Raw genomic sequence first — 23,224 nt, 5'->3', positions numbered from 1 at the left:
CGGCCGGTGACCTACCCCTGGCGGGCCTTCCAGCGTGGGTCGCGCTTGTTGATGACGTACACGCGACCGCGGCGACGCACGATCTGCGAGCCGGGGATCTTCTTGAGCGCCTTGAGCGAGTTGCGGACCTTCACGGGGGTCTCCTTCCTGCACCGGCTCCTTGTTGAGAATGGTTGTCATGTAGGGTACTCGACATGCGCCCCGCAGCAACCACCCTCGTCACCGCCCTGCACGATGCCGACGCCGTCCGTGTCGCCGGCAGGATCAGCAGCGGCCACCGCATGCACGTCGCCGGCAACGCCCTCGCCGCGGCCCGGGGCATCGCCGCGCGGCGCGACCAGCTCGACCGCGTGTGCGGACCCGACGCCGACCACGACCTCGTCGTGACGCTGGCGCCCGAGGTCGACGTCCGCGCGGTCGGCATGATGCTCGCGAACGCCGCGCGCTCGGAGACCGGGGACGATCGGATCCTGCGCCACGTGGTCGCCGTGCTCCGCGCGGACGACGTGGCCCACCTGCTCTGGTCCGACGTGGACGACGCCTTCGTCGCGGCCGAGCGGGTGGTCTCCGTCGTCGAGTACGCCACGGTGATCGCGCTCGACCGGGTCGAGCCGCTGTCCGGGCGACGACGTCGCGCCCTCGTGTCCCTCCTCCACCGCATGGCACCGCACGCGGTGATCGTCGCCGCGCCCGCCGTGCGCAGCGCCCTCGACCTGCCGGCGTCCAACGGCGGCGCGGCACGGCTGCTGGCCTCGGGGGCCGGGTGGATGCGCGCCCTGTCGTCCGACTCCGGCCGGACCGACACCGGGCGCGGTCCGCGGGACGACCTGGTGACCGTGCGGTACCGGGAGCCCCTGCCGTTCCACCCGGGGCGGCTCGCCGACGTCATCGCCGACGACCTCGCGGCGGGGGCGAACGGCCGGGTGCTGCGCTCGAAGGGCTTCTTCCGACTGGCGTCCCGGCCGGACCACGTCGGCTCGTGGTCGAGCTTCGGCGCGATGCTGGCGCTCGACCCGACCGCGAACCCGTCGTGGGACGAGGACGCACCGGTCGGTCAGGCGATCTGGTTCGTCGGCGAGCGCCTCGACGTGCACGCCGTCGAACGCGCGCTGGACGGTGCGCTCCTCACCCCGGCGGAACTGCTCGCCGGGCCCGACGTGTGGCGTCGGTGGCCGGACCCGTTCCCGGTGTGGCCGGCGCTCGACCCGTCGCACGAGCACCGGCACGACTGAGCACCGCGGACGGCCGACCGGCGCGGGCGCCGGCGGCGGCACCGACGGCGGAGCACTGCTCGCCAGGGACGTGGGAACGCCCGGAGACGCGGGTGACGCGCGAACCGCGACGTTGCACGCGTCGATCGACACGTGCAACGTCGCGAACCTGGCACCTGGAACCGCGCGTCGGGCGCCGCGCGCCGCCCCGGGCCCCGGTCACCCGGCGCCGGTCAGCCGCACCCCCTCAGCGCTCGGCGGCTGCTTCCGCCCGGTCCTGCGCCGCGAACGGCAGGGCCCCCAGGTCGAGGTTCGGGTTCGTGTCCTGCGTGAGGACGAGCTCGCGAGCCTCGTCCTCGGACTCCACCGCGGGCATCGACCCCGGCAACGGGCGCTGCGACGACTCCCGCATGCAGAACACACCGACCGCTCCGACGACGCTCATCGCGACGAGGAAGTACGCGGGCGCCAGCTGGTCCCCCGTGGCCGTCAGGAGCGCCTGCACGATGAGCGGCGTCGTCCCGCCGAACACCGCGATGGCGATGTTGTAGGCGAAGCCCATGCCGCCGTACCGCGTCGACGTCGGGAAGAGCGCCGGCAGCGACGCCGCCTGGTTCGACACCCACAGCGCGGTCATCAACGCCAGCAGCCCGAGCCCGACGAGGGTCGACCACTGCGCGCCGTGCCCGATGAGCAGGAAGGCGGGGACGGCGAGCACGACGGTCGTCCCGGCACCGATCCACATCACGGTGCGGCGACCGATCCGGTCGGACAGCCGTCCTGCGACCGGCAGCATCACGGCGAGCAGCACGAGCACGGGGATGGTGAGCAGCGTGCCGTCGATCGCGGAGTAGCCGAGCGAGTCGGTGAGGTACGTCGGCATGTACGAGGTCAGCGCGTAGCCGACCGTGTTCGATGCGCCGACGAGCATGATCGCGATGACGATGGGGCGCCAGTGGTCGCGCACCATGACGAGCACGTTCGCCGGTCGGCCGCCCGCTGCGGCCTCGCGGTCCGACGCGGCGGCCTCCTGCGCGGCCTGGGTCGCCTGGAACACCGGCGACTCCTCGATGCGCAGGCGGAACCAGATCGCGACGACGCCGATCACGCCGGCGAGCAGGAACGGCAGGCGCCAGCCCCAGGCGGTCATCGTCTCCTCGCCCAGGGTCACCTGCAGCACGGTCACCACGGTCGCACCGAGTGCGAAGCCCATGTAGCTGCCGAAGTCGAGGATGCTCGCGAAGAAGCCGCGCCGACGGTCCGGGGCGTACTCGGTCACGAACGTGGTGGCCCCGGCGTACTCACCACCGGTCGAGAACCCCTGCGCGAGCTTCAGCACGACGAGCACCACCGGAGCGACCGCACCGATGGTCGACCACGCCGGCAGGACCCCGATGAGGAAGGTCGACGACGCCATCAGGATCAGCGTCGTGGCGAGCACCTTCTGCCGTCCGAGCCGGTCCCCCAGCCGCCCGAACACGATCCCGCCGAGGGGCCGCGCGACGTAGGTCGCCGCGAACACCCCGAGACTGAACAGGATCTGCACCGACGGTTCGGCCGTGGGCAGGAACACCCGGCCCATCGTGACCGCCAGGTAGCCGTAGACCCCGAGGTCGTACCACTCCATCGTGTTGCCGACGACCATGCCGCTGACGGCCCGGCGCATCATGCTCCGGTCGACCACCGTGACGTCGCTGACGCGCAGACGTCGGGGTGGTCGGGTGCTGGTACTGCTGGGGTCGGAACCCATTCGCGATCTCCTCGTGGTGGGGCGGGCCGGTCGGTACCGGCCCGGGACAGCCAGCAACGCTAGGGAGCACGGGGCCGGGCACTGCCACGGGATTCACAGGGAACGGCGTGTCACCCGGACGGGGGTCCCGCCCGATCCGCATGCCCGTGCCGATGGGGCGCGAGGTCACGAGCCGGTAACGTCTGCCCCATGGCGATCCGACCGGACACGAAGAACTGGACCTGGGTGATCGGCGCGGCGTGCCCCGAGTGCGGCTTCGACGGCGCAGCCCTCGCCTTCCGCGACGTCCCTGCCGTGATCACGGAGAACACGGCGGCCTGGCCGGAGCAGCTCGCCCGTCCGGACGTCCGGCAGCGCCCGGACGACCACACGTGGTCGCCGCTCGAGTACGGCGCACACGTCCGCGACGTCCACCGGAAGATGACCGAACGCCTCCGCCTCGTGCTGTCCGAGGACGGCCCGGCCTTCGCGAACTGGGACCAGGACGCCACCGCCGTCGAGGAGCGGTACGGCGAGCAGGACCCGGCGGTCGTCTCCCGCGACCTGACCGAGGCGGCTCGCGACGCCGCGGCCGCGTTCGCCGCGGTACCGGACGACGCCCTCGGGCGGACGGGCCGGCGGTCGGACGGCAGCGTCTTCACGGTCGCGACCCTCGCGACCTACTACGCGCACGACCCGGTGCACCACCTGTGGGACGTCCGCAGGACCGCCCGCACGACCGACTGACGGTCGGGACACGGGACGGACGGGAGGCGCGGCACCGGCCCGCACCGCGCCTCCCGTCCGTCGACGGTGCCGTCCCGACGGCGGGCGGCACGCGCACGGGCGACGCGGCCGAGAGCGACGCTGTGCGCGGCCGGGTCAGGCGAGCGCGTCGAGCAGGGCGCGCGCGGTCGCGGCGTCGGTCACCAGCTCGTTGACCATGCCGGCGCGGACCGCGCCGACGATGCTCGGCACCTTCGCCGCCCCCACGGCCACACCGACCGCGTGCGGGACGCCGGCCAGGACGTCGCGCGAGGTCCGGACCATGCGCTCGCTGCCGGGGAACTCGATCGGCGAGCCGTCCGCGGCGAAGAAGTTGAGGCAGACGTCACCGGCGGCCTGGTCGAACACGGCGTCCTCGACCGGGATCCCCCGTGCCAGCGCGTCGCGGGTCGGGGTCGGTGCGCCGACGCCGAGGATCGCACCCTTGGCCCGCCCCCACAGCCCGACCACGTGCTGGAAGGCGGGGTCCTCGTCGAGGGTGGCGCGCATCGCGGCGGACGGCAGGGCCTGCGCGAAGAGGAACGCCGGGATCGCACCGGAGTGCTCGGCAGCGGTCCGCGTGATCTCGTTCGTCTGGAACCAGGGCATCGGGTCCGCCTGGCCGCCCACCGTCGGGACGATCTGGACCCCGGCCAGCGGCGGCATCCCGGCGTGTGCGACGTCGTACACGGTGCGACCGGAGGACATCAGCACGGCGTCGCCGGGCGTGAGCCCCATGCCCTCGACCGCGGTCGCGATGGGGGCGGCCAGGTCGGCACCGAGCGTCGCCTGGTGCGTCACGGCGGCCAGGTGCACGGCTCGGAGTCCGAGCACGACCTGCAGGCGCTCGGCCAGTGCGACGGTCTCGTCCTGGAAGGGGTCCACGACGTCGATCCGGACGAGTCCGGCGCGGCGGGCCTCGGCGACGAGACGGCTGACCGTGGGACGGGAGACCCCCAGGCGCGACGCGATCTCGACCTGGGTGGCGTCCTCGAGGTAGTACATCCGCGCCGCCTGGTACACGGTGTCGAGCGGGAAGCGGGCCCGGGCCCCCTCGGCGCCGGTGGTGCTCTCGGAGGACATGCTGCGGACCCTTCGGATCGGTCGGACACTCGGATCGTAGTCCGACCGGGGGTCACCGGATCGTGAACCCGCCGTCCACGCGCAGGTCGGCGCCGTTCACCATCGCGGCACCGTCGCTCGCCAGGAACAGCACCGCGGCGGCGATCTCGGCGGGGGTGGCGAAGCGACCGGTCGGGATCTCGTCCTGGTGGCGGAGCCCCGCCTCGTTCGCCCAGGCCGCCCGGCCGAGGTCGGTGAGCACGACGGTCGGCGAGACGGTGTTGACCGTGACCCCGCGTCCGCCCCACTCGAGTGCGAGCACCCGGGTCAGCCCGAGGACGCCGGCCTTCGACGCGCAGTACGCCGCGTGCCGGTCGAGGCCGACGTGTGCCGCCTGCGACGCGATGTTCACGATCCGACCGCTGCCCGCCGCGAGCATGTGCCGCCCGACCGCCTGCGCCAGCCGGAAGGTCCCGGTCAGGTTGACGTCGAGCGTGCGCGCCCACGCGCCGCCGTCCAGGTCCTCCGCTGCGTCGAGCGCGACGATGCCGGCGCAGTTCACCAGCACCTCGATCGACCCGGCGGCGTCGACGACCTGCTGGACCGCCGCCGAGACGGAGGCGTCGTCCGTGACGTCGCAGGCGAGCCCGAGGTGCGCACCGGTGGGGACGTCGGGCAGCCCGGCGGCTGCAGCGGCCGAGGCGTCCGTCCGGACGTCGACGATCGCGACCCGGGCCCCGCGCGACGCGAAGGCGTGGGCGATCGCGTTGCCGATGCCGGACGCCCCACCCGTGACGACCGCCGTGCGGCCCGTCAGGTCGTTCGTCAGCTCGACGGCGTCGGGGCCCGGTCGGAGTGCGGCGGCGAGGTCGGTCTCGGTGGCGGTGGTCATGGTCGCTCCCTTGCGATGCGCGGTCGTGGTGTCGGAACGATAGCAGAAATTGTGTTCTGGACATCTGTTCCCGAGCGTGTACAGTCGTCGCCGAACCATCGGAACGGGCACACCGCCCGGCTGACCAACGGAGGACCAGCTCATGTCGACGACGACGACCGAGACCCCGGCGCAGGGCGACGCGCACCGCGAGAACCCGACCACGATGCGTGCCGTGGTGGTCCACGGTCCGGGCGACTACCGACTCGAGGAGCGTCCGGTCCCGCAGCCCGGACCGGGTGAGCTCCTGCTCCGCACCGACGCCGTCGGCATCTGCGCGAGCGACCTGAAGTGCTACCACGGCGCGGCGAAGTTCTGGGGCGACGAGAACCGCCCGGCATGGGCGGAAGCCGACCGGATCCCCGGCCACGAGTTCGTCGGGACGATCGTCGCCGGCGCCGACGACGCACTCGCGAAGCGCGGTGTGGCACTCGGCGACCGCATCGCCTGCGAGCAGATCGTGCCGTGCTGGGAGTGCCGCTACTGCCTCGAGGGCGCCTACTGGATGTGCAACGTCCACGACATGTTCGGCTTCAAGGGCTTCGACGGCGCGATGGCCGAGTACGTGCTCGTGCCGAGCGGGGCTCTGACGCACCCGGTGGACCGCGCGCTGCCGGGCCAGGTCGCTGCCTTCGCGGAGCCCCTCTCCTGCGCCTTCCACGCCGTCGAGCGCGGCGACATCCGGTTCGGCGACACGGTCGTCATCGCCGGCGCCGGTCCGATCGGTCTCTCCGCGATCGCCGGCGCCCGCCAGAAGAACCCGCTGCGGATCATCGCGCTCGACGTCGTCGACGAGAAGCTCGCGCTCGCCCGCAAGGTCGGTGCCGACCTGACGATCAACATCGCGCACGAGGACGCCGTCGCCCGGGTGAAGGAGCTCACCGACGGCTACGGTGCCGACGTCTACATCGAGGCCACCGGCCACCCGTCCGCGGTACCGCAGGGCCTGAACCTGCTCCGCAAGCTCGGCACGTTCGTCGAGTACTCGGTCTTCAAGGACGCCGTCTCCGTCGACTGGTCGATCATCTCCGACGACAAGGAGCTCGACGTCCGCGGGGCACACCTCGGTCCGCACACCTGGCCGGCGGCGATCAAGCTGCTCGAGTCCGGCACGCTGCCGATGGACGAGATCTGCACGCACCAGTTCCCGCTCGAGGACTTCCAGCAGGCACTGGACCTGGTCGGCGACTCCGCCGGTGCGTCCGTCAAGGTGTCCATCATCCCGTCGCTGTCCGCACCGACCACGTCCGCGCCGACCACGTCCGCCGCGCGGGCCTGACACCCGAGGAGTCCCCGCGATGTCGACGACGACCGCGCGCACCACCGCCTCCACGCCCCCCGCCGGCCGGTCCGAGGGCCGGCTGGACCGGATGGGGATCCCCCGTCCGCTCGCCCTCGGCTTCGTCGCCGTGCTGGTCTTCATGACCGGCAACGGCGTCGAGTCGAACTTCATCACCCCGCACATGGTCGCGGTGCTCGGCAGCCCCGAGGCCACCGTGGCGACGATCGTGACGTTCTACAGCCTCGCCGCCCTGATCGGCAGCTACGTCTCCGGCGCCCTGTCCGACCTGGTCGGTCCGCGCCGGGTGATGATCCTCGGCTTCGCCGTCTGGGTCGTCTTCGAGGTGCTGTTCGTGCTGGCCCTGGACGTGCAGAGCGTGCCGTTCGCCGCCGTCGCGTACGCCCTGCGGGGCTTCGGCTACCCGCTGTTCGCGTTCGCCTTCCTGGTGTGGGTGAACATCACGACGCCGGTGGAGCGCAACGGCTCGGCGGTCGGCTGGTTCTACGTCGCCTTCACCGGTGGGCTGCCGACCCTCGGCTCGCTGTTCGCCATCGGGGCGATCCCGGTGTTCGGCGGCGGCACGGTCGGCGAGGCGGGCGCCATGGTCGCGTCGATCGGCCTCGTGGTCGTGGGCTTCCTGATCATGCTGTTCGGCGTCCGCCTGCCCAACGGCTTCACGCGGATCGCACCCGCCGGTGAGAGCGCCTGGCGCGTGATGACGAGCGGGATCCGCCTCACCGCCACCCGGCCGAAGATCCTGATGGGCTTCCTCGTCCGCCTCATCAACACCGCGCCCGAGTTCGGCATGTTCGTCGTGCTGCCCGCGATCATCGCGAACGACCGCGGGTGGGGCCAGAGCCGCTGGCTGCTCATGACCGTCTGCGTCTACGCGACGAACATCCTGGTCAACGCCCTGTTCGGATGGGTCGGCGACCGGATCGGTTGGCAGCGCACGGTGAAGTGGTTCGGCATCGTGGGCTCGGCGACCGGGCTCGTCGCCTGGTGGTACGTGCCGCAGCTCGTGCCCGCGGGCTCCGACTGGGGCTACGTGCTCTCGGTCGTCGCCGGCTGCGTGTTCGGCTGCCTGCTCGCCGGCTTCGTCCCGATGGGCGCGATCATGCCCGCGCTCGCCCCGGAGCACAAGGGTGCCGCGATGGCGATGTACACCACCGCTGCCGGTGGCGCGGCGTTCCTCGGCACCGGCGTCGTCGCCGCGGTCTTCGCGCTCGGCGGCGGCGGCCAGGCGGTGACCTGGACCTTCGTCGGCCTCTACGCCTGCGCCTTCGTGATGATCCACTTCCTCGACGTGCCCCAGGGACGCCCGCACCGCGGCACCCGCTGAGGCCCGCCGAGCCGACCCCGGGCGGCGGTGGCCGTCCCGCCGCCGCCCGGTCCCCCGGCCCGTCCCCTCCGACCCGACCGACGCACCCGGTCGTCCGACCCGATCCTGACCCCATCCACCGGACCCCGGTCCACCGCACGACAGGAACGCACGCCATGACCACGATCCACGACGACCCCGAGGACTTCGCCGACGACCAGCTGGCCGGCTGGCTCGCCCTGTACGCCGACCGGGTACGCGGCGTGCACGGCGGGGTGGTCGCCCTCCCGACCGAGGGCGCCGACCGGCAGGTCGCCGTCGTGGTCGGCGGCGGGTCCGGGCACTACCCCGCGTTCTGCGGCGTCGTCGGCCCCGGCTTCGCCACCGGCGCCGTCGTCGGCAACGTCTTCACCTCGCCGTCCGCGGCCCAGGTGTACTCGGTGGCCAAGGCCGCCGACCAGGGCCGCGGCGTCGTGCTGTCGTTCGGCAACTACGCCGGTGACACGATGAACTTCGGCCTCGCCGCCGAGCGCCTGCGCGCCGAGGGCATCGACACGCGCATCGTCGTGGTCACCGACGACGTCGCGAGCGCCGACGAGGTCGCGCAGCGGCGGGGCATCGCCGGCGACTTCTCGGTCTTCAAGGCGATGGGTGCCGCCGCGGCGGCGGGACTCGACCTGGACGAGGTGGAGCGCGTCGGCACCGGGGCGAACGCCGCCACCAGGACGATCGGCGTCGCGTTCTCGGGCTGCACCATGCCCGGCGCCACCGAACCGCTCTTCTCCGTCCCGGACGGACACCTCGGCCTCGGGCTCGGCATCCACGGTGAGCCGGGCATCCGGGACGTCCCGGTGCTGCCCGCGCGGGAGCTCGCCGCACTGCTCGTCGAGCGACTGGTGGCAGAACGCCCCGAGGGCGCCGGGCCGCGGGTCGCACCGATCCTCAACGGCCTGGGCGACACGAAGTACGAGGAGCTCTTCCTGCTCTGGGGCCGCGTGCTGCCGCTCCTCGAGGACGCCGGGCTCGAGGTCGTCGAGCCCGAGGTCGGCGAGCTCGTCACCAGCCTCGACATGGGCGGCTGCTCGCTCACACTGCAGTTCCTCGACGACGAGCTCGAACAGTACTGGCGCGCGGACGCCTACACGCCGGCGTACCGCAAGGTCGCCGCTCCGGTCGCGGCGCTCGTGCCGGCCGACGCGGTGGCCGAGGCCGAGGCGGAGGCGACCGTCGTGCCGGACGCGACCGAGGCCTCCCGGCGGGCAGCCGAGACCGCCCGCGCAGCCGTGGTGGCGATGGATGCGCTGCTCCGCGAGCACGAGGAGACCCTCGGGCGCATCGACGCGGTCGCCGGCGACGGCGACCACGGGCGCGGCATGGTCAAGGGTGTCTCGGCGGCCCGCCGGTCGGTCGAGCAGACCGACCCCGCCGCGGGTGTCGCCTTCGTGCTCGGTCGGGCGGGCGACGCCTGGGCGGCGTCCGCCGGCGGGACCTCCGGTGTGCTCTGGGGCGCGGCCCTCGAGTCCTTCGGTCGTGCGCTCGGCGACGACCGGGAGACGTACGGTCCGACCGACGTCGTGGCGGCCGCGCAGGCGTTCGCGGACTCGATCGTCCACCTGGGCGGCGCGGCCCGCGGCGACAAGACGCTGCTCGACGCACTGCTGCCCTTCGTCGACCAGCTGCGGTCCTCGGTCGACGACGGCGCCGACCTGCCGGCGGCCTGGCGGACGGCAGCGCGGGTCGCCGTCGAGCAGGCGGAGGCCACGGCGGACCTGCGGCCGAAGGTCGGGCGGGCCCGACCCCTGGCCGAGAAGAGCGTGGGGACGCCCGATGCGGGCGCCACCTCGATGGGGATGGTCCTCACACGGATCGGCGAGGTGCTCGCCGACCGCGCACGACGCGAAGGAGTGGACGCATGACGCTACGACTGTTGGTGGGCTCGGACGACGCGGGCTTCGACTACAAGGAGGTCATCAAGCGGGACCTCGAGGCCGACGACCGCGTGGCCAGCGTGGTCGACGTGGGCGTCGACGCGGACGGCCACACGGCGTACCCGCACGTCGCCGTCGACGCCGCCCGGATGATCGCCGACGGCGAGGCCGACCGGGCGATCCTGGTCTGCGGCACCGGGCTCGGCGTCGCGATCAGCGCGAACAAGGTGCCCGGCATCCGGGCCGTCACGGCGCACGACTCGTTCAGCGTCGAGCGGTCGGTGCTGTCGAACGACGCCCAGGTGCTCTGCATGGGCCAGCGGGTCGTCGGCATCGAGGTCGCCCGGCGGATGGCGAAGGAGTGGCTCGGGTACACGTTCGACCCGTCGAGCGCGAGCGCGGAGAAGGTCGCCGCGATCTGCGGCTACGACGGCTCCGCGCCCGTCGGCACCGACGCCGGAGGCGCAGCCGGCACCGACGCCGGAGGCGCAGCCGGCACCGACGCCGGGGTCACCGCCACCGCGTGACCTGACGCCGGTCGCCCCCTCGGGACCGCCAGCGCACCCGCCGGACCGGCTGGTGCGGTGGCGGTCCCGTCGTCGCGCTGGCGGCGCGCCAACCGGTGCACGACCGGCACGGTCGCCTCGTAGAGCTCCCGGTAGTCCCGGTACCCGAGGTCGTACCGCTCGGAGGCCACCGGATCCGGTTCGATGACGACCGCCGGCGGGTTCCAGGCGCGGATGTCGACGCGGTCCGCGCCGTCGACGAGCAGCGCGGCCAGGTACGCCGTGCCGAAGCACGCCCCCGTGGTGACGGACGGGATGGTCTGCGGGAGCCCCGTGACGTCCGACACGATCTCCGGCCACAGTCGTCCGAGCACCCCGCCGCCGGCGCCGACGAGTTCGTGCACGTCGATGCCGGCCCCGCCCAGCACCTCGAGGTTGTGGCGGACCGCGTAGGCCGTCCCCTCGAGCGTCGCGCGGTAGAGGTCACCACGCGTGTGCCGGACCGTCAGCCCGGCGACCACTCCGCGGGCGTCCGGGTCCGCGATCGGGGTCCGCTCCCCGGCGAAGTAGGGCAGGACGAGCAGTCCCCCGGCGCCCGGACCGGCGGCCCGCGCCTCGGCGAGGAGTGCTGCGCGGTCGCCGTCGACGAGCCGCCGGAGCCAGTCGGTGACGGCGCCGGAGGTCGCGGTGCCCCCCGCGACGCAGGGCTGCCCAGGGCGGGTCCCGACCGTGGTCCACAGACCCGGGACCGACGTCGGTCGGTCGGTGGGCGCGATGAGGAACATCGTCGACCCGTACTGCAGGAACACCCGCCCCGGCGCGGGGACGCCGGAGCTGACCCCCTCGGCCCACGCGTCGATGGTCCCCGCGATCACCGGGATCCCGGCCGGGAGGCCCGTGGCTGCGGCCGCGGCGGCCGTCACGTCACCGGCCCGCTCGCCGGGCCAGAGCAGCCGCGGCATCCGCAGACCGGGCGCGAGCCGCGCGCACCAGTCGTCGATCCAGCGCTCGGCGTGGACGTCGTACAGCGGGGTCGTCTGGCTGGCCGAGTGGTGGTCGAGGACGTACTCGCCGGTGAGCTGCTCGACGATCCGCGACGAGGGCATCGTGAACCGTCCGGCACGACGCCACGTGTCGGGTTCGTTCCGGGCGAGCCACGCGAGCTTCACCCCGGCGGCCTGTGTGCTGAGCCCGCTGCCGCACCGGGCACGGACGGCGTCGTCACCGCCGAGCTCCGCCGCGACCTCGTCGAGCATGTCCGCCGTGCGGGTGTCGACCCCGTAGAGGATCGCGGGCCGCAGCGGCCGTCCGTCCTGGTCCGACAGCAGGACGCACGGACCGATGCCGCTGACCCCGACCGCCTCGACCCGCGCGTGCGGGACCCGCGCGAGCAGCTCGGTCGTCAGGTCCACGAACTCGGCCCACCAGGCGTCGCCGTCCATCTCGACCCGCCCCTCGACGGGGCGGTCGACGCTGTGCTCCCGGCAGCCCTCGGCGAGCACCCTGCCGTCGAACCCGGCCAGCAGCGCCTTCGTGCTCGAGGTACCGATGTCCAGTCCGAGGACCGCGCGCATGCCGTCTCCTTCGCCGCCGTGTCGTCCCGTCGCCGGGCGGACCGATCCTACGAGTGCCGGGCACCGGGACGACAGCCGCGGACGCCCAGCCGACTGTCGGCAGCCCGACGTACGGTGCTCGCGACCCACCGCTCCACCGAAGGGGACACGATGCAGAAGTCAGCCTGGCTGCCCGCCGCGATCGCGCCGGTCGTCGTCGCCGGCGTCATCGCCGCGCCGGTGATCGCGAACGCCGCTGCCGAACCGGTGGCGGGCTCGGACCCCACCGCGGCCGAGGTCCTCGCGAGCATCGCGGGGTCCCGGGACGCCCAGTACTCCGGCACGCTCGCGCAGACGAGCGACCTCGGGCTGCCGGAGCTCCCCTCGGGCAGCGGCGGCTCCTCGCTCGAGGGCGACGCGTCCGACGTGCTCGGACTGCTCACCGCCGCGCACACCGCGCGGGTGTACGTCGGTGGCGAGGACGAACAGCGCTTCCAGCTGACCCAGCAGCTCGCGGAACAGGACGTGGTCCGGAACGGGTCCGACGTGTGGACCTGGGACTCGAAGGAGCGCACTGCGGTGCACCTGACGCTCCCCGCGGACGCCGACGCCCCCACCGCCGGCGCGACCACGCCGGCGCAGGCGGCCGAGCGTGCGGTCGACGCGATCACCCCGAGCACCCGGGTGTCCGACCCGACGACGGTCCGCGTCGCCGGACACGACGCATGGCAGGTCACCCTGACGCCGAGGTCCGACGACACCCTGGTCGGTTCGGTCCGGCTCGCCGTCGACCAGCAGACCGGGCTGCCCCTGCGCGTCACCGTGACCGCAGCCGGGCAGCAGGACCCGGCGTTCCAGGTCGGGTTCACGAGCCTCGACTACGGCGCGCCCGACGCTCGACTGTTCGACTTCACCCCGCCGTCCGGCGCCGAGGTCACGACGAAGGACCTCTCGGACGCCCACCGGCACGGGCAGGGCGGTCGGGCGCACGGCGACGACCGGAGCGGCGTCGGACCGACGGTGACCGGCTCCGGGTGGGACAGCGTCGTGGAGCTGCCCGCCGGCGACACCGCCGGACCGGGTCGGGACTCCGACGCCTCGGCGCTCCTCGACCAGGTGACGAAGCCCGTCGACGGCGGCCGCGCACTGCAGACGTCGCTCGTGTCGGTCTACCTGGCGGACGACGGCCGGGTGTTCGCCGGCGCCGTCCCGGTGTCCGCGCTGGTCACCGCCGCCAAGTGACGACAGCCCCGCAGCCGGACCGGGCAGCGACGGAGCCCGGCCGGTCCGTTCCCGACCTCGCGATCCGGACGCAGTCGCTCGTCAAGGTGTTCCGCCGGCAGCGCGCCGTGGACGGCATCGACCTGGCCGTCCCGCGCGGATCGGTCTTCGGGTTCCTCGGACCCAACGGCTCCGGCAAGACCACCACCATCCGGATGCTCCTCGGCCTGTCGGCGGCGACGAGCGGCACGATCGAGGTGCTCGGTCGTGCGGTACCGGGCGCGTTGCAGGAGGTCCTCCCCCGCGTCGGCGCGCTGGTCGAGGGTCCGGCCGCCTACCCGTACCTGTCCGGTCGGGCGAACCTGCAGCGGTTCGACGCGGCGGACCCGACCTCCGACCCGCGCACCCGCCACGACCGTGTCGCGACGGCGCTCGACCGCGTCGGGCTCGGCCACGCCGCCGACAAGAAGGCACACGCCTACTCGCTCGGCATGAAGCAACGCCTCGGCCTGGCGGGCGCACTGCTCGCGCCGCGTGACCTCCTCGTGCTCGACGAGCCGACGAACGGCCTCGACCCGCAGGGGACCCGCGAGGTCCGCAACCTCATCCGCTCGCTGGCCGACGACGGCACCACGGTCTTCGTGTCGAGCCACCTGCTCGCCGAGATCGAGCAGGTCTGCACGCACGCCGCGGTGATGCGGAGCGGGCGCCTCGTGGCGCAGGGGTCCCTCGACGAGCTCCGGGCGACGGGCGGACGGACCCTGACCGTCCGGACCCCCGACGTGGGCGAGGCCTCGGCGGTGCTCGTGCGGTTGGGGCTCTCCCCGCGTCGGGACACCGGTGCGGACGTCCTGGTCGCCGACCTGCCCGACGACGTCCTGCCCGAGACCGTCACGGCCGACCTCGTCCGTGCCGACGTCCGGGTCCGGGGCGTCGCGGTGGGCGGCGGCACCCTCGAGGACCTGTTCGTCGCGCTCACCGGAGAGGGGTTCGATGTCGCAGCCTGAGCCCGTCCGCCGTCCCGTCCGCCCCTTCGCCCTGCTCGGGTCGGAGCTCGCGCTGCTGTTCCGGCGCCGCCGGACCTGGGCGATGCTCGGTGCCCTCGCCCTGGTCCCGGTGCTCATCGCGATCGCGGTGCGCCTGACCACCGACGGTGACTCCGGTGGTCCCGCGTTCCTCGGGGACATCACGAACAACGGCCTCTTCGTCGCGTTCACCGCGCTCACCGTGTCGATCCCGCTGTTCCTGCCCCTGACCGTGGGGGTCGTGTCGGGGGACACGGTCGCGGGCGAGGCGTCGCACGGCACGATCCGCTACCTGCTGGTGGCCCCGACCGGCCGCCTGCGGTTCATCCTGGTCAAGTACGCCGCCACGGTCGCGTTCTGCCTGGCCGCGACGCTCCTCGTCGTGCTCGTCGGCGCGGCGATCGGCGCACTGCTCTTCCCGATCGGCCCGGTGACCCTGCTGTCGGGGACGCAGGTCGGCGGCTGGTCGTACGCCGGCCGCGCACTGCTCCTCGCGCTGTACGTGGCCCTGTCGATGCTCGGGCTGGCCGCGATCGGGCTCTTCGCCTCGACGCTGACGACGGTGCCGGTCGGGGCGATGGCCGCGACGGTCGTGCTCGCCGGGGTGTCGCAGGTGCTCGACCAGCTCCCGCAGCTCGACTGGCTGCACCCGTTCCTGTTCTCGCACCTGTGGCTCGGCTTCGGCGACCTGCTCCGCGACCCGATCGCGTTCGACTCCTTCGGGGCGAACGCGCTGCTGCAGCTCGGCTGGGTGGCCGTGTTCGGGGCGCTGGCGTACGGACGGTTCGCGACGAAGGACGTCCTCAGCTAGCCGACGCACGCTCTCCCGCGCACGCATCGGGCCCGGCCTCCTGCCGGAGACCGGGCCCGATCGTCGCGCGTGTGGTTCAGGCCTCCGGGCTCGCCGACCCGCCGGCCATCGTCTCGGTGTCCGCGCCTCGTGCATCGGCGTAGCGGTCGCGCAGGTCACGCGCCTTCTCCGAGCGGTACCAGTCGAGTCGCGCACCGGTCTCCACCGTCTGCATGCCGATCACGACCTTGCCGCGGGAGCGCATCTCGGCCAGGTCCTCGTAGGCGTCGACGATGTACTCGAACGGGTAGAAGCCCGAGATGAGCACCTGCACGCGGCGGTCCTGCACGGCCTTGCCGAGCAGGGTGAGCAGGTCACGGGCCTCCTCGTCGTCGGCCGGTGCCCGCAGGAACCGGATCTCGACGTCGCGGCGGTGCTCGGAGGTCACCAGCCGCTCCGACGGCACGCCGAGCCGCGATGCGAGGTCCGCTGCACCGCCACCGCCGTGGTTGTCGATGAACGCGGTGATCGGCCGGCCGGCCGCCATCTGCCGGATGCGGTCCTCCTCGCCTTCGCCGTACGCGACCGGCAGCGTACCGATCTGCCGCAGGTAGTCGTGGTTCCGCGGGCTGCCGAGGGCGATGACGGTCGCGCCGGCATCGTGCGCCAGCTGGCACTCGATGTGCCCGACACCGCCGGCAGCGGCGGAGATCACGACGGTGTCGTCGGGCCCGAGACGGAGTCCGCGGACGATCGTCGCGGCGGTGGCGCCGGCCAGGTAGAGGCCGCCGGCGACCTCCCACCCGACGTGCTCGGGCTTCTTCACGACCGCACCGCGGGGCACGCGGATCCACGTGGCGTGGGCACCGCCCTCGGGCGCGTGGCCCATCACCTCGTCGCCGACCTTGAGGTCACGGACCTCGGCGCCGCGGGCCCGGACGATGCCGGCGAAGTCGACGCCCTGGTGGGCAGGGAACTCGAGGTCGATGTGGTCGCGCAGCTTCCCCTCGCGGAGGAACCGCTCGACGTGGTTCAGGCCGGCGGCGACGACCTCGACGACGACGTCGCCGGGTCCGGGCTCGGGACGTTCCTGCGGGACGAGGTCGACGACGTCGAACCCGCCGTACCGGTCGTACTGCACTGCACTACCGATGCGCATGGGGGACTCCTTCCGTGGGCATGGCTCCGGTGTACTCGCGACGCCGGAACGGTGTCCGTGAGCGAGGGGTACCAGGCGCCGTCAGCGCGCGGCGGGCCCCGCCTGCTCCGCGATCCGTGCCACCGTCTCGGCGTCGAGCGCGAAGGCGAGCACGTCGCGGTCCGGGTCGGGGACGCGGACCGGTGTCGACCAGACGGAGCCGTCGGTGGCGACGTCGACGACCAGTGCGCCGTGGGCGACGTGGGCGGACTCCTCGGCGTACGGTCCGACGACGTCCGTGTCGTTCGCGACCCCGGGCGCGACGAGCACCGGGACGCCGGCGAGCGACCCGGCGCTGTGGTGGTGCTGGTGCCCGCCGAGCACCACCCGGACGTCCGAGCCGTCGAGGAGCTCGGCGAGGTCCTCGGGGTCCTGCAGGCGGAGGGCCTCGTGCAGCAAGGTCGGCGAGGGCACCGGCGGGTGGTGGAGCACGACGACCGTGCCGTGCGGGACGGGCTCGCCGGTGAGCGCCGCGCGGAGTCGCTCGAGCGCGGTGTCGCTGAGCGCGCCGTAGCCGGCACCGGGGACGCTCGTGTCGACCGTCACCACGCGGAAGCCGGCGACGACCGACTGCCCGGAGACCGGCACGGACGGCGGGACGTACTCCATCGTGTGCGCGAGCGGCGTGCCGCCCTCCCCGAGGACGTGGCCGTTCGCGAGGACCTGGCGGAAGCCCTCGCGGAGGTCGTGGTTGCCGGGGACCAGGACGAGTGCGGCGCCGTGCCGCTGCGCCCAGGCGCCGATCCGCTCGCGAGCGGTGCGGTAGGACGCGGGACTCCCGTCCTCGGACACGTCCCCCGAGACCACGACCAGGCCGACGCCCGGGACCCCGTCGACGTGCGCGAGCACCGCGTCCAACGCCGCCGTCGTGTCGACCGACCCCTGGTGCAGGGCACCGTCACCGGTCAGGTGCGTGTCGGAGAGGTGGAGGATGCGGAGGGTCCCGGCTGCTGGCGGCTGCATGGGCCTCACCGTAGCGACGCCGGTGATCGACGGACTGGACGGCGGGTCGGTGTTGCCTGGTGATCGACGGACCGGACGGCGGGTCGGTGTTGCCTGGTGATCGACGGACCGGACGGCGGGTTAGCGTTGCCCGGTGACCGACGCTCCGATCGACCTGCGCTCCGACACCGTGACCCGCCCGACGCCTGCGATGCGCCGAGCGATGGCCGACGCCGAGGTCGGTGACGACGTCTTCGGCGAGGACCCGGAGACGAACGCCCTCGAGCGCGAGGTCGCCGACCTGCTCGGCCACGAAGCCGGGCTCTTCACCCCGACCGGCTCGATGGCGAACCAGCTCGGGCTGCGGCTGCACGTCGCGCCGGGCGAGGAACTCCTGGCGGACGTCCGGGCCCACGTCGTCCGCGCCGAACTCGGTGCCGCGGCGGTGTTCTCCGGCATCACGACGCGCACGTGGCCCTCGGAGCGCGGACGCCTCGTCGCGGCGGCGGTCGCGGAGGTGGCTGAGCCGAACGCCGGCGCCTACAGCGTGTCCACGACGGCGATCGCGATCGAGAACACGCACAACTTCGGTGGCGGGACCGTGCAGCCCGTCGACGAGGTGCACGCCGTGCAGGCGTTCGCGCGGGAGCACGGCATCGCGGTGCACCTCGACGGTGCCCGGTTGTGGAACGCCCACGTCGCGTCGGGGATCGCGCTGCGCGACCTCGCCGCGGGGTTCGACACCGTGTCGGTCTGCCTGTCGAAGGGGCTCGGCGCGCCGGTCGGCTCGGTGCTCGTCGGCTCCCGGGAGCACGTCGCCGCGGCCCGCACCTGGCGGAAGCGCTACGGCGGGGGCATGCGGCAGACGGGCTTCCTGGCCGCGGCGGGCCGGTACGCGCTCCGGCACCACGTCGACCGTCTCGCCGAGGACCACACCAACGCCCGGGTGCTCGCGTCCGCGCTCGACGTCGACCCCGCGACCGTCGACACGAACATCGTCTTCGCCGAGGTGACCGATCCGGCAGCCTTCGTGGCCGCGGCCGCCGAGCGGGACGTGCGGGTGATGCAGCTCGGCCCGAGGCACGTCCGGCTCGTGACGCACCTCGACGTCAGCGCCGAGCAGGCCGCCCGTGCCGCCGAGGTCCTGGCGGCGCTCCCCCGCTGAGGGCCGGCGGGAGCGGATCGGCGGTCAGGTCGCGACGGCGGGGGTCTCGGCGGGCAGCGGGAAGGCCAGCGGGTCGGCGTGCACGAGGTCGAGCGCACGCGCGACGGCGCCGAGGACCACGACGTCGCCGCCGAGCCGCGACGGCACGACCTCGGGCGTCGGGTCGTACTCCCAGGCAGCCAGGTGCTCGCGCGCCCGCTCGATCACGGGAGCGGCGGCGTCGGCGATCGCACCGGCGACGACCACGCGGTCGATGTCGAGCAGGCTCGCGAGCAGGACGCAGACCCGGGCGAGGCGGTCCCCCAGGCGGTCGACGACCTCGAGCGCCACCGGGTCGAGCAGGGCGGCGGCGGCGAACACCGCCTCGGCGCCCGGCTCCTCGACGCCGCCGAGCAGGGAGGCCGGACCGATGCGCCCGTCGGCCCGCGCCTCACGCACGAGCTCGCGGGCGGTGCGCCCGATGCCGTTCGACGAGGCCACCCCGTCGACCAGGTCGAGCACCCGGAGCTCACCGGCACCGCCCCGGGCACCACGGAGGAGCGCGCCGTCGACGACCAGGCCGGCGCCGAACCGCTCGCCCGAGAGCAGCGCCGCGAACGAGGCGTCCCCCGACGAGGGCCGTTCGGCCAGCGCGGCGGCGTTCGCGTCGTTCTCGACCACGACGACACCGTGGGGCACGACGTCCGAGAAGCCCGGGTTCATGCTGTCCCAGAAGCCGCCGTCGCGGGGTGACGCACCGAGCGCGTCGACCGGAGCCGGGATGCCGACGACCGTCACGAGCACGCGGGCGGCGTCCACGCCGGCCGCGGTGAGTGCCGCCGCGACGGTGTCGGTCGTCACACTGAGCCGGACGGGCACCTCGAGCCCGGACTCGCCGAGCGCCCCCTCGGCGCGGGCGAGGACGGTGCCCCGCAGGTCGGCGACGAGCGCGGTGACGCGGTGCTGCCCCGCGTCGACGCCGACGACGACCCCCGCGTCCGCGACGAGTTCCCAGCGCCGGGCGGGCCGGCCCTTCCGGTACTCCCCTGCCGTGCGGGCGTCGTCGAGGTCGCGGAGCCAACCGAGCCGGACGAGCTCCGCGCACGCGGCGAGGACGGTCGAGCGGGTCAGCCCCGTGGCGTCGATCGCCTCGGTCGCCGTGAAGGCACCGGACGACGGCTCGAGGGCGTACGCCAGGACCGTCTCGGCGCTGGTCGCGCGGGGGGTCACACGGCGTTGTGGCATGCGCCGACCCTACCGCGACGCGACTTGCTTGCGCGATTAGATTTTCTGAGTACATTTAGTCGCGCGAGCCGACACCGACGCCGGCACGCGAGTCGGAACGGCAGGGACGCCGGGTCCGGACGGACGGAGACGACGTGCAAGCACACGCCACCACCAGGAGCACGGCCGGGGTCACCCGCCGCGGGTTCCTGCTCGGTGCGGGCGGCATCGGCGCGGGCCTGGCACTCGCCGGGTGCGCCCCGCTCGGAGGATCGAGCAGCCGACCCGAGACGATCACCTTCTACGTGTCGAAGCCCGAGGTCATCGGGTACTTCGACGACGTCATCGCGAAGTTCCACGACAGCCAGTCGACGATCCGCGTGGTCCGCGACTCGACGTCGAACATGTCCGCGAACTTCGTCCGGAACCGACCGCCGGACCTCGGGTGCCTGAACTACAACTACGCGATGGTGTCGTTCGTCGAGCACGGGGCCCTGACCGACCTGTCCGACCTGCCCGAGAAGGACACGATCAACCCCGACCTCTGGCCCCTGATGCGCCAGACCGCCGACTACCCGGGCCGGACGAGCGTCCTGCCCTACTCGGTGACCGCCGCGTCGGTAATCTACGACAAGCAGCTGTTCGCGCAGCAGGGTCTCGAGGTGCCGACGACCTGGAGCGCGTTCACCGACGTGTGCGAGCGTCTCGTGAAGGCCGGGATCACCCCGATGTACGGCACGTACAAGGACAACTGGACGATCGCCCAGGGCATGTTCGACTACTCGGTGGGCGGCATGCTCGACGTGCCGTCGACCTTCGCGGCGCTCGACCGCGAGGGCACCTCGGTCGGCAGGGGGTCGGCGGTGTCGTTCGAGAAGGACTTCGCCGCTCCCGTCGGCCGCATGGTGGACCTGCTGCAGTGGCACCAGCAGGGCGCCGCCAGCCGGGGCTACGGCGACGGCAACCTCGCGTTCGCGCAGGGGAAGGCGGCGATGTACCTACAGGGCCCCTGGGCGCTCGGCGAGATCGCGAAGACGAACCCCGACATGGACCTCGGCACCTTCCCGTTCCCGGCGACCGACGACCCCGCCGACAACAAGGTGCGCGTCAACGTCGACCTCGGGCTCTGGATCCCCGAGGCCTCACGGAAGCAGGAGGCCGCCCGCGAGTTCCTGTCCTTCCTGATGAGCCCGGAGATCAGCGACCGGTACAACGCCGACAACAACGGCTTCGGTGTGCGGAAGGACTCTCCTCCGGTCTCGAACCCCGCGCTCCGCGGCATGCAGGACTCGTACGACCAGGCCGCGTTCTACCTCGGCGCCTCGCAGCTCATCCCCGCCGAGATCCCGGTGGCGAACTACCTGCAGTCCATCGCCTTCGGCGGTGCGCCCGACCCGCAACTCCGCACCCTCGACGGCGACTGGGCGCGGCTCGCGCTCCGGTCGGCCGCGTAAGGAGACGACCTTGGCCACCACGACCACCGAATCGATCACGACGGCGGACCGCCGCCGCCGCCGGGGCGGAGCCGCACCGCGCCTCCAGGCCGGCGTCCGCGGACGCGCCAAGCGCGTCGATCCGCTCTTCCTCCTGTTCCTCGTCCCCACGCTCGTGCTCTTCACCCTCGCCATCACGCTCCCCGCAGCGATGGGCATCGTGCTGAGCTTCACGAACTCCGTCGGCTTCGGCGAGTTCCGGTTCACCGGCCTGACGAACTACGTCGCGGTGTTCTCCGACCCCGCGATCCTGCAGGCGTACCTGTTCACCATCGGGTTCTCGCTCGTCACCGTGCTCCTGGTGAACGCCGTGGCGTTCCTGCTCGCGATCGCGCTGACGTCGAAGATCCGCGGCAAGATCGCGCTCCGCGGCATCTTCGTCCTGCCGATGGTGATCTCCGGCATCGTCATCGCCTACGTGTTCTCGTTCCTCTTCGCGAACAGCCTGCCGGCGCTCGCGACCACGCTCGGCATCGCCCCGCTCGAGCAGAGCATCCTGGCGAACCCCGACCTGGCGTGGGTCGCGATCGTCGTCGTGACCGCCTGGCAGGCGATCCCGTCGACGCTCCTCATCTACATCGCCGGCGTCCTGTCGATCCCCGGCGAGGTGTACGAGGCCGCGGCGCTCGACGGTGCCAGCGCCTGGCGGCAGCTGGTCTCGATCACCGCACCCCTGACGGCGGGCTACATCCTCATCAACCTGGTGATCGGGTTCAAGAACTTCCTGAACTCGTACGACATCGTCGTCGGCCTGACCGACGGCGGCCCGGGCACCTCGACCACGACGGTCGCGATGTCGATCTTCAAGGGCTTCAGCGGCGGCGACTACGCGTACCAGATGGCGAACGCGACGATCTTCTTCGTGATCGCCGTCGTCATCGCCGTCATCCAGCTGCGGGCGACCCGCGGGAAGGCAGCGCTCTGATGACCATGCAAGCACCCCTCCGCCCGGGCACGACGGCGACCGGCAGCATCCGGTCGGTCGACGCCGACCGCACCGCCGGACGCCGCGGTGAACGGTTCAACTGGCCGGTCACGATCGTCCTCGCGCTGTGCACCCTGTCCGTCCTCGTCCCGCTCTACGTCACCGTGACGATGGCGTTCAAGACCACGACGCAGGCCGTGGACGGCAACGCGTTCTCGCTGCCGGCGCCGTTCAGCGTCGACGGCTTCGTGCAGGCCTGGGAGCTCACGGACTTCCCGCGGGCGTTCGGCGTCTCGGTGCTCATCGCGGCGATCACCGTCGTCGGGACGATCCTGCTCGCGTCGTTCACGGCGTACGCCATCGCCCGGAACTGGGAGCGCCGCTTCTTCCGCTGGTCGTTCTTCTACCTGCTCGCCGCGATGTTCCTGCCGTTCCCGGTGCTCGCACTGTCGCAGGTGAAGCTCACGGGCCTCGCCGGGCTGGACAACCCGTTCGGCGTCGCGATCCTGCACGTCATGTTCCAGCTGTCGTTCAGCGTGCTGCTCTTCACCGCGTTCCTGCGCTCGATCCCGGCCGAGCTGGAGGAGAGTGCCCGCATCGACGGTGCGAGCACGGGGCAGGTGTTCTGGCGACTGGTGTTCCCGCTCCTCGCGCCGATGAGCGCCACCGTCGGCATCTTCGCGTTCCTGGCGTCCTGGAACGACTTCGTGATGCCGTCGCTGATCACCTCGGACCCGGCGCTGCAGACCCTGCCGGTGCTGCAGCAGATGTTCCAGACGCAGTTCAGCAACAACTACAACGTGTCGTTCGCCTCGTACCTGATGGCGATGGCCCCGGCGATCATCGTCTACCTCGTCACCCAGCGATGGGTGATGGCCGGCGTGACCCAGGGCGCGATCAAGTGACCCCGCCGTCGCAGTCCGCGACCGCGGACACGAACGCAGCTGCAACGACCACGACCACCACCCGCACGA

General features: G+C 73.0%; 21 protein-coding genes. 13 read left to right on the top strand and 8 right to left on the bottom strand.

The window, feature by feature from the left end; all coding sequences use genetic code 11:
• Positions 1-11: 11 nt before the first annotated feature.
• Positions 12-134, bottom strand: coding sequence for a type B 50S ribosomal protein L36 (ykgO, locus tag PIJ49_RS14005; protein ID WP_058743312.1), 123 nt, complete (start codon positions 132-134; stop codon positions 12-14).
• 60 nt (positions 135-194) lie between these two features.
• Here ykgO and PIJ49_RS14000 point away from each other — a divergent pair, with 60 nt between their 5' ends.
• Positions 195-1,232: a GTP-binding protein gene (locus PIJ49_RS14000; protein ID WP_066655485.1), complete on the top strand. Its 1,038-nt coding sequence runs from the start codon at positions 195-197 to the stop codon at positions 1,230-1,232.
• A 226-nt stretch (positions 1,233-1,458) separates the two neighbouring features.
• Here PIJ49_RS14000 and PIJ49_RS13995 read toward each other — a convergent pair whose 3' ends face one another.
• A complete protein-coding gene (locus PIJ49_RS13995) occupies positions 1,459-2,961 on the bottom strand; it encodes an MFS transporter (RefSeq protein WP_271826879.1) in 1,503 nt (500 codons plus the stop codon).
• Positions 2,962-3,150: 189 nt separating this feature from the next.
• Between PIJ49_RS13995 and PIJ49_RS13990 the strand changes: the two genes are divergently transcribed.
• Positions 3,151-3,687: a DinB family protein gene (locus tag PIJ49_RS13990; RefSeq protein ID WP_066655496.1), complete on the top strand. Its 537-nt coding sequence runs from the start codon at positions 3,151-3,153 to the stop codon at positions 3,685-3,687.
• 135 nt (positions 3,688-3,822) lie between these two features.
• Here PIJ49_RS13990 and PIJ49_RS13985 read toward each other — a convergent pair whose 3' ends face one another.
• Both PIJ49_RS13985 and PIJ49_RS13980 read right to left on the bottom strand, forming a co-directional pair.
• A complete protein-coding gene (locus tag PIJ49_RS13985) occupies positions 3,823-4,788 on the bottom strand; it encodes a sugar-binding transcriptional regulator (protein WP_066655499.1) in 966 nt (321 codons plus the stop codon).
• 52 nt (positions 4,789-4,840) lie between these two features.
• Entirely contained in the window at positions 4,841-5,659 is an 819-nt protein-coding gene (locus PIJ49_RS13980; RefSeq protein ID WP_271826878.1) for a GolD/DthD family dehydrogenase, read from the bottom strand.
• A 142-nt stretch (positions 5,660-5,801) separates the two neighbouring features.
• Here PIJ49_RS13980 and PIJ49_RS13975 point away from each other — a divergent pair, with 142 nt between their 5' ends.
• The 4 genes from PIJ49_RS13975 (at position 5,802) to PIJ49_RS13960 (ending at position 10,756) form a co-directional block, all read left to right on the top strand.
• A complete protein-coding gene (locus tag PIJ49_RS13975) occupies positions 5,802-6,977 on the top strand; it encodes a zinc-binding dehydrogenase (protein WP_271826877.1) in 1,176 nt (391 codons plus the stop codon).
• A 19-nt stretch (positions 6,978-6,996) separates the two neighbouring features.
• Positions 6,997-8,322: an MFS transporter gene (locus PIJ49_RS13970; protein WP_271826876.1), complete on the top strand. Its 1,326-nt coding sequence runs from the start codon at positions 6,997-6,999 to the stop codon at positions 8,320-8,322.
• Between the two features lie 155 nt (positions 8,323-8,477).
• Complete coding sequence (locus PIJ49_RS13965) at positions 8,478-10,217, top strand: dihydroxyacetone kinase family protein (RefSeq protein ID WP_271826875.1); 1,740 nt, start codon at positions 8,478-8,480, stop codon at positions 10,215-10,217.
• Positions 10,214-10,756: a ribose-5-phosphate isomerase gene (locus PIJ49_RS13960; protein WP_209684960.1), complete on the top strand. Its 543-nt coding sequence runs from the start codon at positions 10,214-10,216 to the stop codon at positions 10,754-10,756. The genes PIJ49_RS13965 and PIJ49_RS13960 overlap by 4 nt, the downstream gene beginning before the upstream one ends.
• Here PIJ49_RS13960 and PIJ49_RS13955 read toward each other — a convergent pair.
• Positions 10,654-12,309, bottom strand: coding sequence for an FGGY-family carbohydrate kinase (locus PIJ49_RS13955; protein WP_209684959.1), 1,656 nt, complete (start codon positions 12,307-12,309; stop codon positions 10,654-10,656). The genes PIJ49_RS13960 and PIJ49_RS13955 overlap by 103 nt on opposite strands.
• A 150-nt stretch (positions 12,310-12,459) precedes the next feature.
• Between PIJ49_RS13955 and PIJ49_RS13950 the strand changes: the two genes are divergently transcribed.
• From PIJ49_RS13950 to PIJ49_RS13940, 3 genes are read left to right on the top strand one after another with little or no spacing between them, the layout of a single operon-like run.
• A complete protein-coding gene (locus PIJ49_RS13950) occupies positions 12,460-13,530 on the top strand; it encodes a LolA family protein (RefSeq protein ID WP_081985322.1) in 1,071 nt (356 codons plus the stop codon).
• A complete protein-coding gene (locus tag PIJ49_RS13945; protein ID WP_066655518.1) occupies positions 13,527-14,516 on the top strand; it encodes an ABC transporter ATP-binding protein in 990 nt (329 codons plus the stop codon). Before PIJ49_RS13950 ends, PIJ49_RS13945 begins: the two co-directional genes overlap by 4 nt.
• Positions 14,503-15,345, top strand: a complete 843-nt coding sequence (locus tag PIJ49_RS13940; RefSeq protein ID WP_066655521.1) for an ABC transporter permease — start codon at positions 14,503-14,505, stop codon at positions 15,343-15,345. Before PIJ49_RS13945 ends, PIJ49_RS13940 begins: the two co-directional genes overlap by 14 nt.
• A gap of 76 nt (positions 15,346-15,421) precedes the next feature.
• Here the strand turns inward: PIJ49_RS13940 and PIJ49_RS13935 are convergent, their stop codons facing one another.
• On the bottom strand, positions 15,422-16,483 hold the full coding sequence (locus PIJ49_RS13935; protein WP_081984992.1) for an NADP-dependent oxidoreductase: 1,062 nt from the start codon (positions 16,481-16,483) through the stop codon (positions 15,422-15,424).
• 81 nt (positions 16,484-16,564) lie between these two features.
• Positions 16,565-17,485: a metallophosphoesterase gene (locus PIJ49_RS13930; protein ID WP_066655527.1), complete on the bottom strand. Its 921-nt coding sequence runs from the start codon at positions 17,483-17,485 to the stop codon at positions 16,565-16,567.
• A gap of 133 nt (positions 17,486-17,618) precedes the next feature.
• Here PIJ49_RS13930 and PIJ49_RS13925 point away from each other — a divergent pair, with 133 nt between their 5' ends.
• Complete coding sequence (locus PIJ49_RS13925) at positions 17,619-18,629, top strand: threonine aldolase family protein (protein ID WP_271826874.1); 1,011 nt, start codon at positions 17,619-17,621, stop codon at positions 18,627-18,629.
• Between the two features lie 24 nt (positions 18,630-18,653).
• Here the strand turns inward: PIJ49_RS13925 and PIJ49_RS13920 are convergent, their stop codons facing one another.
• Positions 18,654-19,853, bottom strand: a complete 1,200-nt coding sequence (locus PIJ49_RS13920) for an ROK family protein (protein ID WP_271826873.1) — start codon at positions 19,851-19,853, stop codon at positions 18,654-18,656.
• Between the two features lie 134 nt (positions 19,854-19,987).
• Between PIJ49_RS13920 and PIJ49_RS13915 the strand changes: the two genes are divergently transcribed.
• The 3 genes from PIJ49_RS13915 to PIJ49_RS13905 are packed head-to-tail and all read left to right on the top strand — an operon-like array spanning position 19,988 to position 23,155.
• Positions 19,988-21,286: an ABC transporter substrate-binding protein gene (locus PIJ49_RS13915; protein WP_066655551.1), complete on the top strand. Its 1,299-nt coding sequence runs from the start codon at positions 19,988-19,990 to the stop codon at positions 21,284-21,286.
• Positions 21,287-21,296: 10 nt separating this feature from the next.
• Positions 21,297-22,250 carry a carbohydrate ABC transporter permease gene (locus PIJ49_RS13910; protein WP_271826872.1) on the top strand — a complete coding sequence of 318 codons (954 nt, stop codon included), beginning with the start codon at positions 21,297-21,299 and terminating at the stop codon, positions 22,248-22,250.
• Positions 22,250-23,155: a carbohydrate ABC transporter permease gene (locus PIJ49_RS13905; RefSeq protein WP_066655554.1), complete on the top strand. Its 906-nt coding sequence runs from the start codon at positions 22,250-22,252 to the stop codon at positions 23,153-23,155. Before PIJ49_RS13910 ends, PIJ49_RS13905 begins: the two co-directional genes overlap by 1 nt.
• The last annotated feature ends 69 nt before the right edge of the window (positions 23,156-23,224 follow it).

Origin of the sequence: Curtobacterium uvaldense (assembly GCF_028307415.1) — a bacterium.
Lineage (GTDB): Bacteria > Actinomycetota > Actinomycetes > Actinomycetales > Microbacteriaceae > Curtobacterium.
This window is presented reverse-complemented; position numbering and strand designations above follow the sequence as displayed.

Coding starts and splice junctions, on each gene's coding strand:
- PIJ49_RS14000 (WP_066655485.1), top strand. CDS start 195: ATGCGCCCCGCAGCAACCACCCTCGTCACCGCCCTGCACGATGCCGAC.
- PIJ49_RS13995 (WP_271826879.1), bottom strand. CDS start 2,961: ATGGGTTCCGACCCCAGCAGTACCAGCACCCGACCACCCCGACGTCTG.
- PIJ49_RS13990 (WP_066655496.1), top strand. CDS start 3,151: ATGGCGATCCGACCGGACACGAAGAACTGGACCTGGGTGATCGGCGCG.
- PIJ49_RS13985 (WP_066655499.1), bottom strand. CDS start 4,788: ATGTCCTCCGAGAGCACCACCGGCGCCGAGGGGGCCCGGGCCCGCTTC.
- PIJ49_RS13980 (WP_271826878.1), bottom strand. CDS start 5,659: ATGACCACCGCCACCGAGACCGACCTCGCCGCCGCACTCCGACCGGGC.
- PIJ49_RS13975 (WP_271826877.1), top strand. CDS start 5,802: ATGTCGACGACGACGACCGAGACCCCGGCGCAGGGCGACGCGCACCGC.
- PIJ49_RS13970 (WP_271826876.1), top strand. CDS start 6,997: ATGTCGACGACGACCGCGCGCACCACCGCCTCCACGCCCCCCGCCGGC.
- PIJ49_RS13965 (WP_271826875.1), top strand. CDS start 8,478: ATGACCACGATCCACGACGACCCCGAGGACTTCGCCGACGACCAGCTG.
- PIJ49_RS13960 (WP_209684960.1), top strand. CDS start 10,214: ATGACGCTACGACTGTTGGTGGGCTCGGACGACGCGGGCTTCGACTAC.
- PIJ49_RS13955 (WP_209684959.1), bottom strand. CDS start 12,309: ATGCGCGCGGTCCTCGGACTGGACATCGGTACCTCGAGCACGAAGGCG.
- PIJ49_RS13950 (WP_081985322.1), top strand. CDS start 12,460: ATGCAGAAGTCAGCCTGGCTGCCCGCCGCGATCGCGCCGGTCGTCGTC.
- PIJ49_RS13940 (WP_066655521.1), top strand. CDS start 14,503: ATGTCGCAGCCTGAGCCCGTCCGCCGTCCCGTCCGCCCCTTCGCCCTG.
- PIJ49_RS13935 (WP_081984992.1), bottom strand. CDS start 16,483: ATGCGCATCGGTAGTGCAGTGCAGTACGACCGGTACGGCGGGTTCGAC.
- PIJ49_RS13930 (WP_066655527.1), bottom strand. CDS start 17,485: ATGCAGCCGCCAGCAGCCGGGACCCTCCGCATCCTCCACCTCTCCGAC.
- PIJ49_RS13920 (WP_271826873.1), bottom strand. CDS start 19,853: ATGCCACAACGCCGTGTGACCCCCCGCGCGACCAGCGCCGAGACGGTC.
- PIJ49_RS13905 (WP_066655554.1), top strand. CDS start 22,250: ATGACCATGCAAGCACCCCTCCGCCCGGGCACGACGGCGACCGGCAGC.